At 47.6% G+C, this 15,062-nt stretch carries 13 protein-coding genes; 5 read left to right on the forward strand and 8 right to left on the reverse strand.

Translation table 11 applies throughout. The features are described from left to right. Positions 1-758 precede the first annotated feature (758 nt). The 3 genes from A6U95_RS10505 to A6U95_RS10515 all read left to right on the forward strand — a co-directional run bounded on the left by A6U95_RS10505 (position 759) and on the right by A6U95_RS10515 (position 5,418). Complete coding sequence (locus A6U95_RS10505; RefSeq protein ID WP_065684459.1) at positions 759-1,844, forward strand: efflux RND transporter periplasmic adaptor subunit; 1,086 nt, start codon at positions 759-761, stop codon at positions 1,842-1,844. Continuing rightward, positions 1,844-4,924 carry an efflux RND transporter permease subunit gene (locus A6U95_RS10510; RefSeq protein ID WP_065684460.1) on the forward strand — a complete coding sequence of 1,027 codons (3,081 nt, stop codon included), beginning with the start codon at positions 1,844-1,846 and terminating at the stop codon, positions 4,922-4,924. Before A6U95_RS10505 ends, A6U95_RS10510 begins: the two co-directional genes overlap by 1 nt. Before the next feature lie 119 nt (positions 4,925-5,043). Further along, complete coding sequence (locus tag A6U95_RS10515; RefSeq protein ID WP_024484999.1) at positions 5,044-5,418, forward strand: lysozyme inhibitor LprI family protein; 375 nt, start codon at positions 5,044-5,046, stop codon at positions 5,416-5,418. Positions 5,419-5,459: 41 nt separating this feature from the next. Here A6U95_RS10515 and A6U95_RS10520 read toward each other — a convergent pair whose 3' ends face one another. Together A6U95_RS10520 and A6U95_RS10525 are read right to left on the reverse strand one after the other, a co-directional pair. Then, positions 5,460-5,681, reverse strand: coding sequence for a hypothetical protein (locus tag A6U95_RS10520; RefSeq protein ID WP_021179822.1), 222 nt, complete (start codon positions 5,679-5,681; stop codon positions 5,460-5,462). 243 nt (positions 5,682-5,924) lie between these two features. Beyond that, positions 5,925-6,836: an EamA family transporter gene (locus tag A6U95_RS10525; protein ID WP_065684461.1), complete on the reverse strand. Its 912-nt coding sequence runs from the start codon at positions 6,834-6,836 to the stop codon at positions 5,925-5,927. A gap of 181 nt (positions 6,837-7,017) precedes the next feature. On the opposite strand from A6U95_RS10525, the gene A6U95_RS10530 reads away from it, so the two are divergent. Next, positions 7,018-7,236, forward strand: a complete 219-nt coding sequence (locus A6U95_RS10530) for a hypothetical protein (protein ID WP_065684462.1) — start codon at positions 7,018-7,020, stop codon at positions 7,234-7,236. A gap of 2 nt (positions 7,237-7,238) precedes the next feature. After that, a complete protein-coding gene (locus A6U95_RS10535) occupies positions 7,239-7,574 on the forward strand; it encodes a phosphotyrosine protein phosphatase (protein ID WP_065684463.1) in 336 nt (111 codons plus the stop codon). 100 nt (positions 7,575-7,674) lie between these two features. Here the strand turns inward: A6U95_RS10535 and A6U95_RS10540 are convergent, their stop codons facing one another. From A6U95_RS10540 to A6U95_RS10565, 6 genes are all read right to left on the reverse strand, one after another. Next, a complete protein-coding gene (locus tag A6U95_RS10540) occupies positions 7,675-8,775 on the reverse strand; it encodes a spore coat U domain-containing protein (protein ID WP_065684464.1) in 1,101 nt (366 codons plus the stop codon). Beyond that, on the reverse strand, positions 8,763-11,093 hold the full coding sequence (locus A6U95_RS10545; RefSeq protein ID WP_158006210.1) for a fimbria/pilus outer membrane usher protein: 2,331 nt from the start codon (positions 11,091-11,093) through the stop codon (positions 8,763-8,765). The genes A6U95_RS10540 and A6U95_RS10545 overlap by 13 nt, the downstream gene beginning before the upstream one ends. Before the next feature lie 49 nt (positions 11,094-11,142). Then, complete coding sequence (locus tag A6U95_RS10550) at positions 11,143-11,850, reverse strand: fimbria/pilus periplasmic chaperone (protein ID WP_065684466.1); 708 nt, start codon at positions 11,848-11,850, stop codon at positions 11,143-11,145. Positions 11,851-11,881: 31 nt separating this feature from the next. Next, a complete protein-coding gene (locus tag A6U95_RS10555) occupies positions 11,882-12,391 on the reverse strand; it encodes a spore coat protein U domain-containing protein (protein WP_065684467.1) in 510 nt (169 codons plus the stop codon). 9 nt (positions 12,392-12,400) lie between these two features. Then, positions 12,401-12,940 (reverse strand): spore coat protein U domain-containing protein, encoded by a 540-nt coding sequence (locus tag A6U95_RS29725; protein ID WP_074423339.1) that lies wholly within the window; start codon positions 12,938-12,940, stop codon positions 12,401-12,403. Between the two features lie 669 nt (positions 12,941-13,609). After that, positions 13,610-14,314: an HAD family hydrolase gene (locus tag A6U95_RS10565; RefSeq protein ID WP_065684469.1), complete on the reverse strand. Its 705-nt coding sequence runs from the start codon at positions 14,312-14,314 to the stop codon at positions 13,610-13,612. Between the last annotated feature and the right edge of the window lie 748 nt (positions 14,315-15,062).

Raw genomic sequence — 15,062 nt, forward strand, 5'->3', positions numbered from 1 at the left:
GAGATGTGTATAAGAGACTGTGAATGACAGGTGGGCTCGGAGATGTGTATAAGAGACAGACACACCTCTAATCATCACACAATTTGTTGGTTTTTTGCGCCAAATCATAACCACAAAACAGCTAGGGATTACAATTTCACAACAGGTGTAAATGACAATTAATCGTAAATGTAATTCCAAAACCGTCATCACGGGATATTTATCACCCAATAGGAATATTTACAAAACATTGAAAAAAGAAGATTCCTAAACAAAACCTAAATAAGATGTCGATCTGCAAAAAATAGCCAACACCATAATGCGGAAAATGATTCAGATCATAACCAGGAATCATCTCAATCCGTACCATCATCGGCATCATCCCACCGCGGGTGCTGATTATCTGTTACCGATCACCTTAGCCGGGAAATCATTAGCGTTGATTGATTAGCCATAGCCAAAAACCGGGCCGACGGCATCAACTGAAGATAATTTACTCACATTGGCAAACGGCATACTAAGCTTGAAGAGTCTACGAGTGGTTGAAACTGAAGGAAACAATATGGGTTGCGCACGCCCGCTAGTGGGTAAGGGGAATAGCGCCGGGAGTGCGTGAAATCCGAGGCGGTTGTGTCCTACGGTCACAGTAGCAAGATTAAGTTCCCGCAGCAGCGAGAACAAAGGCCGGAGCTGGCCTAGACGAGCGGTAAGACGTGATGCATATGGTCAACGAGTTAACTCATCGCTCCCCCTAAAATCCGATCCTAAGAGATTGCATCGTGAATATAAAACTGGTTGCCGTTGTGCTTTGCACACTTTTTCTTACTGCCTGTGACAGAGAGACGCCTGAAGAACCCACAAGCGTCCGTCCGGTGAACATTTTTGAAGTTAGCAACAGTGCCCAGCAAGGAGTACGCATCTTCCCTGCCAGGATTATCGCGGGTGACCGTACCGACCTGGCCTTTAAGCGCCCAGGGCAACTGCAGCAATTGCTGGTACGAGAAGGGGAACGAGTCAACCAGGGGCAAGTGATTGCCGAGCTAAACAGTAATGACGCACGCCTGCGGCTACGTGATCGGCAGGCCACATTCGATCTGGCGCAGGCTCAGTTCAATCGTTTCGCCACCCTGAGTGCCCGCAATGTTATTCCCCGTGCCGAACTGGATGTTCATCGCGCAGCGCGTGACTCGGCACAGGCCGCCTTGAAGTTGGCCAGGGAAGAAGTGAGCGATATGCAAATCCGTGCCCCCTTTACCGGTGTGATTGCCACGCTCACTGCCCGTAACTATCAAGTGATCCCGGCAGGCCAACCGATAGCGACCCTGAACTCGCTGGATTCGCTGGATGTAGTCTTCAGCATCCCCGAAAATCTGTTCATTGTGATTGATGAAAACAATGCACAGTACCAACCTATTGTTCTGTTGAACAACTTGCCAGGCCGCGAGTTTACCGCTCGCTATAAAGAACACACCACCAATACCACAGCGGGCTCATTGACCTATCAAATGACCCTGACCATGCCGCGCCCACAAGACCTGCCACTACTCTCGGGAATGAGCGGCAGCGTGAAAATCAATCTCGGTAATCTGGCCGGGGCTTCGCAGAAGGCCAATGTCATTGTGCCCGTAGAAGCGATATTTAACCCAGATAACAGCCCACGCAATCAGCCCCATGTGTGGGTGATCAAGGAACGTGATGGCAAACTGTTTGTGGAATCTCGTCAGGTTGAAACCGGACAACTGACCGCGAACGGAATACAGATCGTCTCCGGTCTGGCCGATGGTGAACGGATTGTCGCCGCCGGTACTCGCGAACTGCGCCCAAATCAAGAAGTGCGCGCCTGGGTCCGTGAGCGAGGTCTGTAATGAAACTGACAGAGAACTTTATCAACAACGGCACCCGAATCTGGCTGGCGATCCTGCTGCTAGGTATTGGCGGCGTGCTGGCGTTTCTCAACATCGGCAGGCTGGAGGATCCGGCCTTTACCATCAAGACTGCGGTGGTGGTCACCCGCTATGACGGCGCTTCGGCCCAGCAGGTGGAGGAAGAAGTCACCCTGCCACTGGAAAATGCCATTCAGCAACTGCCTTATATCGACAACGTTACCTCCATCTCCAGCGTGGGGCTGTCGCAGATCACCATTAATATCCGTGCCGAATACGGTGCCGCTGAACTGCCGCAAATCTGGGATGTGTTGCGCCGGCGCATTGGCGATGCCGCGATACGGTTACCGCCCGGTGCCAGCCCTCCGATAGTGAACGATGATTTTGGCGATGTGTACGGCTTCTTCTTCTCGCTATATGGCGATGGCTTTAGCAATCAGGAGCTGCGCAACTTTGCCGAGCTGCTACGCCGTGAGTTAGTGGTGGTGCCGGGCGTAGGTAAGGTGGGGATTGTCGGGGTGATCCCGGAAGAGGTGCAGATTGAGATTTCCCGCGCCCAGATGACTGCCGCCAATATTATCCCACAGCGGCTTTACGATCTGTTGAGCCGGCAGAACGTGGTATCCAACGCCGGGGATCTGTTGGTGGGCAGCGAGTCGATCAGGCTGCATCCCACCGGGGAATTTGCCAGCGTGCAAGAATTGGGGAACCTGCTGATTAGCGAGCCAGGCAGCCCGCGCAGCGTTTACCTGCGCGATATCGCCACTATCAGCCAGGGCGTAACCCACTCTCCCAATAATATCTACCGTGCCAACGGGCGGCCTGCGCTCTCCATCGGCGTATCCTTTGCCCCGAATGTGAACGTGATTGTGGTGGGCGAGGCGGTCAAGGCCCGGTTGGCCCAACTGCAAGCAGAACGCCCCGCCGGGATGGATATCAGCGTTTTCTACGATCAGTCCCATGAAGTAGAAGGCGCGGTGAACGGCTTTATCATGAACTTCTTGCTGGCGCTGCTGATCGTGGTCGGCACCCTGCTGATCTTTATGGGGGTGCGTAGCGGGCTGGTGATCGCCGCCTCGCTGGCGCTGAACGTGCTTGGCACCCTGCTGATCATGAAGTTGTTCAACATTGAGCTGCAGCGCGTTTCGCTCGGGGCGCTGGTGATCGCCTTAAGTATGTTGGTGGATAACGCCATTGTGATCGTCGAGGGCGTGCTGGTTGGGCGGCAACAGGGTGAGAAGACCCTGCAGGCCATTAATAACGTGGTCAAACGCACCATGTTCCCGCTACTGGGGGCGACGGTGATTGCCATTCTGGCGTTTGCACCGATCGGCTTATCCAACGATGCCACCGGGGAATACTGTAAGTCACTGTTCCAGGTACTGCTGATTTCCCTGATGCTGAGCTGGTTCACCGCCTTGACCCTGACGCCGGTATTCACCAAATGGGCGTTTGAAAAACAGAAAATGGCCGAGCCAAAACCCGATGAGCCGGTCAAATCCCCTTATGATGGTTGGCTGTTCCGCGTCTATCGCAATCTGTTGGGCAAACTGCTGCGCCAGCGCACCATTACGTTGGGGGTGCTGGCTGCGTTGATGGTCGTCTCGGTGATCGGCTTTGGCAACGTGCGCCAAAGCTTCTTCCCGCCGTCCAATACGCCGATCTTCTTCGTCGATCTCTGGCTGCCCTACGGCACCGATATCGCCTACACCGAAAAGATTGCAGCCCAGATCGAGCAGCATATCCAGGCGCAAGACGGCGTCAGCGATACCATGGTCACCATCGGCCAGGGGGCAATGCGCTTTATGCTCACCTACAACGCGCAGCGGCAATATTCCAACTATGCACAGATAATGGTACGAGCCAAACAGCTCAACCAGATCCCGGGTATGATCGGCCAAATAGAGGGCTACGTACGCAACAATTTCCCCCAGGTGAACGCCCAGGCCAAACGCATCATGTTCGGGCCATCGAATAACAGTTCCATTGAGGCGCGCTTTATCGGCCCGGATCCGAACGTCCTGCGAACGCTGGCGGCCAAGGCAGAAACCATCGCCAGCGCTGACCCCAATGCCGACGGCGTTATGCACGACTGGCAACAGCGCAGCAAGGTCATTCGTCCGCAGTTCTCGGATTATCTTGGCCGTGAATTAGGGGTGGATAAACGCGAAATCGACAGTGCGCTGCGCATGAGTTTTGGCGGGATAGCCGTTGGCCTATATCGTGATGGCACACGGTTAATGCCGATTGTGTTAAGAACGCCGGACTCGGAGCGGTTGAATGCCGAACGGTTGAACGACGTGATGATCTGGAGCCAGGCGCGGCAGGCGTTTATTCCCATCGACAACGTGGTCAACGGCTTTACTACCGAGTGGGAAGATCCTCTGATCATGCGCCGGGATCGCAAGCGTACCCTGACGGTTCAGGCCGATCCTAGCTCCCAAAGCGGTGAAACCTCTGCCGAACTGTTGCAACGCATCAAACCGGATATTGATGCCATCCCCTTACCGCGCGGCTATGAACTGAATTGGGGCGGCGACTATGAAAGCACCAAGGAAGCCCAGGCCGGGTTGTTCACCAGCCTGCCGGTGGCCTTTGTGATCATGTTCATCATCACCGTGCTGATGTTCAGCTCGCTGAAAAATGCCGTCGCGATCTGGCTGACCATTCCACTGGCCTTGATTGGGGTCACCGTGGGCTTCCTGCTAACCGGTATTCCGTTTGGCTTTATGGCGCTGATTGGCCTGTTGAGTTTAAGCGGCATGTTGATCCGTAACGGCATTGTGCTGGTAGAGGAGATCGGGTTACAGCGGCAGGAAAAACCGATCCTGGAAGCTATCATCGACGCTTCTACCTCGCGTTTGCGCCCTATCCTGCTGACGGCCTTTACCACCGTACTCGGTCTGGCCCCACTGCTTAGCGATGCTTTCTTCCAGAGCATGGCGGTGGTGATCATGTTCGGCCTGGGCTTCGCTACCGTGCTGACGTTGTTGGTGCTGCCGGTGATCTACAGCTGTATGAACTCCGATAAGCAAAAGGTCACACCGCAAACCGAGGGCTAAGACTGAAGTAAAGGCACTGCATAAGCCCGGTTGAATATTTGTATTCGATCGGGCTATTGCAAACGCGGGCATTGGTTTACTGTGTAGCCAGTTCAAAACCAAACAAGGAGAAGTGCAAAGTGATTAAAGAAACAATCTTGGGATGTTCGCTGCTGTTGGTCTCTGCCACAGCGTTGGCCGGGGGTTGTGACAGCCCGCGTACCCCTTATGACGTGACCTACTGCGCGGCATTGGAGATGGTGCAGTTGGATCAAGAAATCAATGTGCAATACAAAAAGGTGATGGGGCTGCTGACTCAGCCGCAGAAGCAGACGCTGAAGCAGTCGCAGATCGAATGGCTGAAAAATCGGGACAGTCAATGTAGCGACGACTCCATGATCAATGTCGCTTGCTCAAACAAGACCATGCAAAGCCGTATCGATTTTCTGAAAAGCGTAGAGCGGGAATGCAAGAGTACCGGCTGTGACAGCAAAAAACTGGCTCAACAGCAATAATAGTATCGGGGCGCCTATGCTGCGCCCCGACTAAAAAATCACTATTTGGTTAACGCGATAATGCCCAATGTCAGGCCAGCCACCGCTGCCGCCCCGCCTGCAATCGCCCCAGCGGTTTCCCAGTTATCCTGGGTGGTGCCTTTCATACAGGTATTGGTATGAACCAGACGGCCTTGGTCATCATAGACCGGTACGCAAGGCGACTCGGTAGCACACCCGGACAGTAAAACGGCCAGCAGGCCCGCAGCAATAAACTTACTCATACTCACACCTCGGCGTTCAACAGCCAAAAAAACATCAAATGAATGAAAATCGCGCCACTGTACCACCGATGCCTATAGCGATGGATCCGAAATAGTCGCAAAATGTGTGGGGGTGAAACAATTAGATTAGGGCTGGTGATGGTAAAGTTGGTTCATGCTTTATCGCGCTACCTTCAATGGATAACGGACACAGTATGAAAAAATGAGTAGATGAAGGAGTTCAGCATTCCCCCCTTCACACCACTAGCGCTGTTGATATTTTCTGATGGCAGGCTTGAGCAAACCACCAAACACATTGACCAGCAAGCCCACGATGATAACCAATGCACCGATCATTTGTTGCAATGATAGCCTTTCGTCTAATAGCCATGCGGCAGAGAGAATACCGATAACCGGCACCAGCAGCGTCAACGGAGCAACGCGCCAGGTTTCGTAACGGCTCAACAGGTTACCCCAGATGCCATAACCCATAATGGTGGCAACAAACGCCAGATAGATCAGCGCTAGAATAGTTTCGCCTTGAATATGCACCAGGCTGTCAATCAACTGAGTTTTCCCCTCAAACAGCCATGAGCATATGAAGAACAGCACCACTGGTACGGGCGTGCTCCACACCACCAGTGACATGATCGGCACATTGCGATCGCGCATAATCACCTTATTAGTGATATTCCCCAGTCCCCAGGATAACGCTGCGGCCAGCGTCAACATCATGGTGGTCAACGTGATGCCTGCCGTCGTTTGCCCAGCCATGCCCGCACTAGCCAGCATAAACATGCCAACGGTGGCAATCATAATCCCGGCAATATGGTTCCACTTCAGCTTTTCGGCCAGCAGCAGCGCGCCGAGCAAAATGGTAAAGAAAGCCTGAGCCTGCAACACCAGTGATGCCAAGCCCGCAGGCATGCCAAGCTTGATCGCCATAAACAGGAAAGCGAACTGACCAAAGCTGATGGTGATACCGTACGCCAGCATCCAGCGAAGCGGGATCTTCGGTGGTTTGACAAACAGGATGGCAGGGAACATGACTAACGCAAAACGCAGGCCTGCCAATAAAAACGGTGGCATGCCATACAGCCCAACTTTAATCACCACAAAGTTCAGCCCCCAGGCTACCACCACGAACAGCGCCAATAACCTATCCTTCACTGACATCATGCATTCCTTTTATTTCCCGTAGAGAGGCTGCGACTTGTCAGGCCAGCGGCCACAGTATCAAGACGATTTATTGTTTATAGCCGAAATGTTAGCATTAACGGGCGGCATAAGATGCTGCTGCACCACCTCTCGTATTATCGCGGCTGCTGAACCCCGATAACACCGATGAGGCATTAACATGACTGACATACGTGGCCGGGCCTGGCGCCTGGTTAACAACAAACGCAACAAACACCGTGAGATGGGGGATTTTCAACCCAAGTTCACCAAAGAGAAGCAATGGAAAATGCTCTACACCCGCTCACATAAAATAACGCGAGCGAGTCAATTAGGCATAGAGTATCCGCAGATATCCCGCGCCGTAGCCCGGCGTAACGCACTCGATGAGATCGAATAACCATGAATGTGCTGTTTGTCTGTAGCCGTAATCAATGGCGCAGCCCTACCGCAGAACGCATCTGGCAACGGACTCCCGGCCTGACCGCAAGGTCGGCCGGGACCAGCCGTCATGCCATAAAAACGGTGACACCGGAGTTATTGCACTGGGCAGATATGATTTTTGTCATGGAGCAAAAACACAAAAACCGGCTGGTGGCCGAGTATCGCCGCCTGTTGGAACATAAACCGCTGCATGTTCTCGATATACCTGATGACTACCAATATATGGACCCCGAACTTATCACTCTACTAGAGCAATCTACTGAGCCATTCCTGTTGCCTTTCATCCTGAAATAATCTTCTAGGGTACATGTCCCCGTAAGTGGTGGATGCCAGTAAACGCTCTCTGCTCATCCAGATTAACTTTTCCTGAATTCCAGGTTCAACGTACTAATAATCAATAGGATAACGTCATCGTAACGGTATCTTTATAGCTCCCCGCCGGCACATTCTGTTGTGATGGATCGGTAGCATAGAAGACTCTCAATTTTTGCTCTTTGCCATTACCCTCCCCCGCGGCTTGATTTGCATCCCATACCTGAGTATGTAATTCATCTTTATACATCTGGTAACGTAAAAAAGTATCCGAGGTCTGTGATTTCATCTGGTGCCAACCAATGCTGTCGTTCTCCCCCTGAAAGCTAATGGTATAGGGGGTCGTGTTAGTACAACGCAGGGTAATATCTTGCGTTTGCGTCAGCTCCGATGAAAAGGCACCATCAAAATGCACATCTGGGGTATTGATAATGCGGCAGTCGTCTTTCAGCGTTGCCGCCAAGGTAACCGTCGGGTTGTTATTACCACCAATGTTAATATCAGGACTCCACCAGCGGCCAGAGGCCACCTGCCCGTCGAGACGAAGAGTAATTTTATCAGAGTAAGCTCCTGGTATAGGAGGCGATAAGGAAATCTTTTTCGGATCGGTGGTGATATGCACATGCGCAACGTAAACATATGGCCCTTTGGGGATAGGGAATACACGACCTTTACCGCACGTTCCCTTTATTGCACAATCATCAGGCATTTCTCCATCGGTGACTTTCTGAAAAATCTGCGGCATCAGAGAAGGAACAGATGCATCCGTTCCCCAATTGTAGGTTAATTTTTTATTCACCGTATCGACGCAAAGCAGATTGGACCCATGATTACCAAGGCAAAAGACAAAGGGCAATAAACTTTGGTTCGCCTGATTTGCCGACATGGCCAGAAAAGAAGTCGCGCTATTATGCTGCTGCTCTACCACTAACCCCATATGCTGAGCATCTCCGCTGGTTATATCGGGCGCTTCATAGCACCAGACATGAACCGCTTGGCTGTAATCCTGCGGGGTATCGGCCAGATCCAACGGAGAAACTGCCCCACCCGCAGTGAAATCGACTACCTCATCCGTCCAGCTAATATCACAGATCCTAGACCAGTTTAGGGTAACAGCCCAAGTCGAAGGCACAAAAGTCAGGCTAAGCACCAGCAAAAGAAAATGCAGGGTTATCGTGCGCATGTCGCTACCTCAATGCCGTGTTTATTTTCTGCTGAAAGCTGGAAGGAACACCGTTTTTGTCCGTCCGAAACCAGCGTGTAAGTCTCGGTCACCCGCGGCCTTTTCATTGAAACCAAGTCACCATTACCCAACAGCGCGACGGTATGGTGATGTTGATCCTGGATCTCGCTTCCTGATGTTAAAGTCACTCCACGTGGCGGAACAAGGCGCAGCAATACTTGGTCATTCAAGTTTTGTAGGGAAAATTTCGCGCTGTAACCCGAGTTTTCCGGCACAAAGAAACTCTTTCTCACGTCAGTGACATTGACATCTTCAGGCAAATAGGAAGGATCGATCGTGACCAGATTTTTTTCATAGGGGACGACGTCACTGATAAAACCAATCCCCTGATTATTCGTTTTGCCTTTCAAGGCTCCATCCAGGTAATACGGGACCCCCTCTACGCCATAGGTGTCCACTTTGACAAACGCATTTCCCACCGTTTTGGTGAAAAAGACGCTTTTATCCATAAACACTACACTCCCCTGCAGCCCAACCCATGGCGTTAGATCCCTGTAACCGTATGCCCCACCACTGGCGATGAACGCTGGCATTTTCCAAGTGGCAGACATATCGCGATAGCCCATGTCGGCATTTCTCTCGCGGCTATAATTCAGATCCCAATCAACCCCTAGATCTGAACCGGAGTTATGCGTCAGTGAAACGACATTCGTACTGGCGTTACTGTTGCTCTGCATATTTTGTACACCGATTCGGGTATTACCGCCGAAAGGAAGTGATATCCCGAGCATAAAGTTATCCGCCCGGTCCTCAGAGAAGGCTTTACTGTAAGAAATCGACAGACTGAAAAGGTTGGCGACAAGGGTACTGTATGACAAATTGGCTATTTTATGCGTAATGCCAATATCATCGCGCTGATAAATAAACCCAGCCCCCAGGACGCCAGCCGAAGCGCCAAGTGCATAAGAAGCAAATATCTGATCCGAGGCTAATGCACTACCGTAATCAGAATCAAAACTGTCTAAATCCCGGTAGCCGCCGCTTGAGCGGATGTGACTGATGTTAATATTGGCGCGCTGAAATTGTTTGCTGTAACCAAGGTATTCTCTGGCACCTCGCCGCGAGTATTGCGCATCACTCATGGTGACCGTGGCATCAAGACGGCCCCAGCTATTCATATTGAACTGGAATCCGCCCCCCAGCATCTTCAACCCATCCGCACCCTCAATATGGGAAAGTGCGGTGAGGCGGTCGGTCATACCATAGCGATAAGAACCACTGAGGGCGATATTCTTGTATTGATCATCCTGCCAACCATAATTGTAGCGCAGCGCTCCAACTGAAAAATTGAAGTCGCTTAATCCAGGACGCAGCATGTCAGTCTGGATACTGTAAGGAATACGGCTAGAGACCTGCCGACCATTCGCATCGGTGGTCACTACCGTCATTGTTCCATCACCATTAATAAAAGGGATATTGTTGATAACATAAGCGCCAGGATCGACATGAGAACTGGCCGAACGATAGCCCTTCACAAAAAAGTCTAGCGAAGAGGGCGTCGAAGCTGTGCCTCTCAGACGCAGAGAGGGATAAGTGACAATATCGGGGCGCAGCGTGTAGTCCCGACGGAGCTGAATTCCCCCCATGTAGACACCACCAAAACCATTGCCCGAATCGGTTTGAATGTCACCAAGTATCAGCTTTTGTGCACTGTTGCGATTATTGAAAACCCAACTGGTATTCAGCCGCTTGAATCTGGAATAGCCGTGCCCCCCTTGATGGAGATTAATATACTGCCCGGAAAGATTCACGTAGCCAAAGTGATTAAAGTAGCGCCCGTTCATCCAGGAAGAGAAATAACCACTGTTACGAGGGTGCTCATCATAAATATCGTAATCAAAAACAAAACCTGGAGTTACATTCTCAGCGTAATAGGGGGAATTCCAGCGATCCGGGATTTTAACGAGCTGTAATGGTATCCAATCTGGAGGGATATCAATCGCCAGCTCCAGCGTTTTGGTATTATAAATGGCGGTGACACCGCTGATTTTTCTTATATCCACATAGTGATCTTTCACCTGATAGCCTGCGTAACGAATGTGTAGGCTGTCCAGAGTCTCTGTAGGCAGAGCAATCACACTGCCATTCATGATGACCCGCTCAGGAGAGGGCAAATGTTTCCCGTTTTCGCTAATATTGACCATAAAAATATGGTCCTGCCCTGCGTTGTTCTGGGTGGGAATAGTGTCAACGTAGGTTGCTGCATGAACCATCGTCGTCGGTATTATGATTAACAGACATACCGTAATCTTATTCATTATCATTTCGCTCTCGCTCTCAGCCAGGCGCAGGGGAAATTGCTGCTACTTATCTGGATGGATGAATTTCCAAAGCGCTTGCAGCAGCTGGAATTAAATGATCATGAGGGAGTACGAACGCCATTTTAGCATTTGGCAAAACATAGCTGACGGGAATATCCTGGTGATAACATGCTTTTTTTCCACATTTAAAATCAATGGAGGTGATTTTTACGTGTGTCTTATCATGATTCTCTATCCATAACGTATTTTTTTTAACAGACCAGATTAAATGATGTTTTTCTTTTGGTACACCGTCTGCACCAGGAAGAATAGCGGGTTGCAACTCTTGCCCATAGACAAACAGGGGGAGAATATATTGCATACGGATTTTTATATTGTTCTGTGTGCTCTTTTGATTTACATCAGGCGTCGGTAACTCGTCGATAATAACCTTTAAGTCATGCTCTTTGTCGCCTTGATTCTTGATACCATATATCCTTATCGGGATCTTTTTTTGTGGCGGGATAATGGTAAAAGCAGGTACCGTATAAACCTCATTTTGTTCTGCATACAAGTTCTTAGAGTCTGCCTGTTGCCAGTTCAATACCCTGACTTGCAGACTGACACTTTCACTACCTACGTTTTTTAACCAAAAAACGCTGTTCTTAGCACTACCAGTAAAAGAAATCGTGACCGGCCAGATTTCCATATTTGCTGCTGCAAAGCAATGAGTAGAAAATGCCAGCATGGCAAAAGAAAAAAGTAATTTATTCATGCGGTATTCCACCAAATAATTTATTTTGCATTTAGTAAGAGACAGTTATAGTTGCTGTGTCTGTATAATGACCTGGTATAAGTGGAGATGGAGGGTGATTTATTTCCACGTCAATTTCAATTTTGTTATTTAACTCATCGGGGGTGAATATAATGGGAGTTTCCCATTCAATCTTCTTTCCCTCTTTCACTGCAAAAATCTGATAGGGGATCAGTTGGTCATTTCCTCCATCCAATGCTAACGCTCGGTTACCCCTGCTTAAGGGATGCTGCCCACTATCAATACCAATGGTTGCGTTAGCACCAGGTGTACACTGCAGGTTAAAATAGGCTTGGCTGGAAACTGAGGATTGGCCAATCAATAGGTCAGGCAGATCCACAGAAAGTTTATTGCTCCCTATGAATCTGCAACCGTTATTAATAGTGGCCGTGACATCAAACTTCGCGCTGACTTGCTGGCCAGCCTTAGCCTGTACAGGGGAATTCATGGTGGATAACCCCAGCACCAGTATCAAGGATGTTGAAGACAATTTGATGCCCATGACCTTCAATTACCAGCTTATGGTTGCTTCAATGGTATCCGTATACTTCCCTGCCTGAGCATTTTGTGGGACAGTGGCCTTAGCATAAAGTGAGACATCGCCAGAACTGGTGATTTTTACTGGCTGATTCGGTTTGATAATACTGGTACCTTCTTGATCAATGGAAAGGGTATAGGGCATTTTCGTTGTATTATCTTCATTCAACATATTGTATGCGTCGTTATCACCCTGTTTCCCTGCATCTAAAATCAATGAAGGTTGCGCTCCCGCCGTACATTGAATATTAATTTTATCTTGTGCGTTTAGTTGAGAGCCTGCAGTTGCACCTGTATCAGGAAAAGCTAACGTCATCCATTGCTGGCCATCAGAAACGGTGGATAAATCACTGGGTTGCTGGGCAGATTTAACAACGCAGCCGGGTAATACATTCAAGGAAACTGAAATTTCACCAGAAATAGAGCTGCTATTTACACTCGCATTAGCCACGACAGAAATTGCCGCCCCCAGTATAAAACACAAGCTTCTTGCTTTGAAAAAATGACATTTCATTACAACCCCTTAAATATTAATTAAGAATTTTCGCAAAAGACTAAATCAATAACACTCGCAGTAAAACACGTTATTACCAATGAAAACTCCTCAATCGATCGTTTTTATCTATGTTACAGAATGGATATAAAAAACAACAATACCTTGTTTTAATTGCTATTTATAGGGAATAAGAAAATTTGTTGAAATCTTTAGTTTCATAAATAAAAACAGCCTTACATAAATATGTTTTTTTGATTTACACTTTGATATATCCCCTTACCAATTCCGTGATACAAAATAATTATCATCATTCAAAAAATGAAAGATAATTTTAATGAAAAATAAGACAAACATACAAAAATAGAGCTCAATAATAATTATCATTATTGAAGTGATAATGGGATCTATTAACTGAAGAAATTCATTATCATTACTGGTAATATTAAAAAATATGATCTGCCATCCGTGGACCAGTACAGCCCGACGTTGAACGGTTGAAGTAACTTGAAGACGAGAATGCGCAGCCCGAAGAGGCTGCTCGTACATGTCATATGAGATAAGGAGGTGCTATAAGTAGGTCTGGACTGAAAGCATGACAAACTAAAGTAGTGTTGATGCGTGATATGACCAGGGCATTGCAACGTTTCGCCTGCAAGATCGCCTGAGTTAAAACCCTGTTTAATCTATTTACATGTGAACATCAATAATAGATAAAAGTTCCTTTGTAGTATATGCAATATAATCTGGCTTAACTTTCCAGTGTTTAGGTTCAGAAAGACTATATGCTGCAGCTACTGAGATAACATTAACTCCGAGTTCGGATTGTATGTTACGAGCAAATTGCGTATCAGACTCATGGTCACCTATATACATAATTGAATGATTTTTAGTATGGCCAAAAATTGACTTTAAACATTTAACACCACCAAATGGATGTGGTTTTTGGTAATGATTTGGAACATCATCGTAACCAACAATAGCTTTAAAAAATTCAGACACCCCATTTATTTCAAGCACTCTACGGATATTTCCCTTTGAGTTTTGTGAGCAAATACCATGAGGGATATCTCTTGATTTAATTAAAACATCTTTAATACCATCAAAAAGCACAACTTTGGTTTTATTTTTATCTTGAAACTCTGCCCACAGGCTTCCGGCAATTAACATTTCTTCATGCGACAACCCATAGTAATCAATATATAGCTCTTGCCAATTTTTAGCTCTATGATTAGCGACATGGTATAACTCTTCACTCTGTAAGCATTTGGGCGAATTTTCTTTTGTCAAATGTGGCGCGACAATGGATAGAATCTCCTTAGTGATGGAAATATTTTTGGGGACGGTATTAACCAGTGTTCCATCATAATCCCAAAGTATTGCATCTACCTTCATTTAATCAATCTCTTACTCATAGTTAATCAAGCTCAATCATAGCATAAAATCATATGCCATTAAACATTACCCAACATTAAACCATGCCTAGAAAAATCACTCCCCCCAATCATCAAAGTGGATTACATGGAAGGTATTATTAAAATCACTTTTAATTTAAAGTAAACAATCATCATGGATTTTAAACTGCATTTGTGGCGCTGCTGCATTGATTATAAGTTAAACTATAGTGAGTAATGTAGCCAATTAGTAAGTAAGATGTGCATGATAATGATGCTGCTGTGTAACCTTTAAAAACAAAACAAATATAATACAATATGTTAGTGATACGCCATTTGTCATTACTTAGGTATATTGAACATCTTGGCTTCCATTTTTATTTTTTTCTTGATTTCCCTGTTTTGTTGAATGATAATTGACACAAAGGTAATGGTGCTCTACCTTCTCCGAACCGCCACTTATAATTAACCTATAAAGTGGATAATGGCGCCTGATATATTTTCGCTTATTCAAATAGGCTAACTTGTCAGGTATCGTCATGAAAAAATCAACAAAAACCTATTATTACTTGGTACACGTAGAGAATAAACCCTCTAAATCCATCCTTGCCTTTGTTTTACCCTGTATTTATTACCTCTCCTATTCCTCACGATCTGTAATTAGCAATAAAAAACATCATAAAATGTTTTTTAAAACAGTGAGTTATAAAAATACGCATATTTTGGACATTGCCATCATGAATAAATTT

The sequence above is a fragment of the Serratia sp. 14-2641 genome, from assembly GCF_001692375.1.
Taxonomy (GTDB): Bacteria; Pseudomonadota; Gammaproteobacteria; order Enterobacterales; family Enterobacteriaceae; genus Chania; species Chania fonticola_C.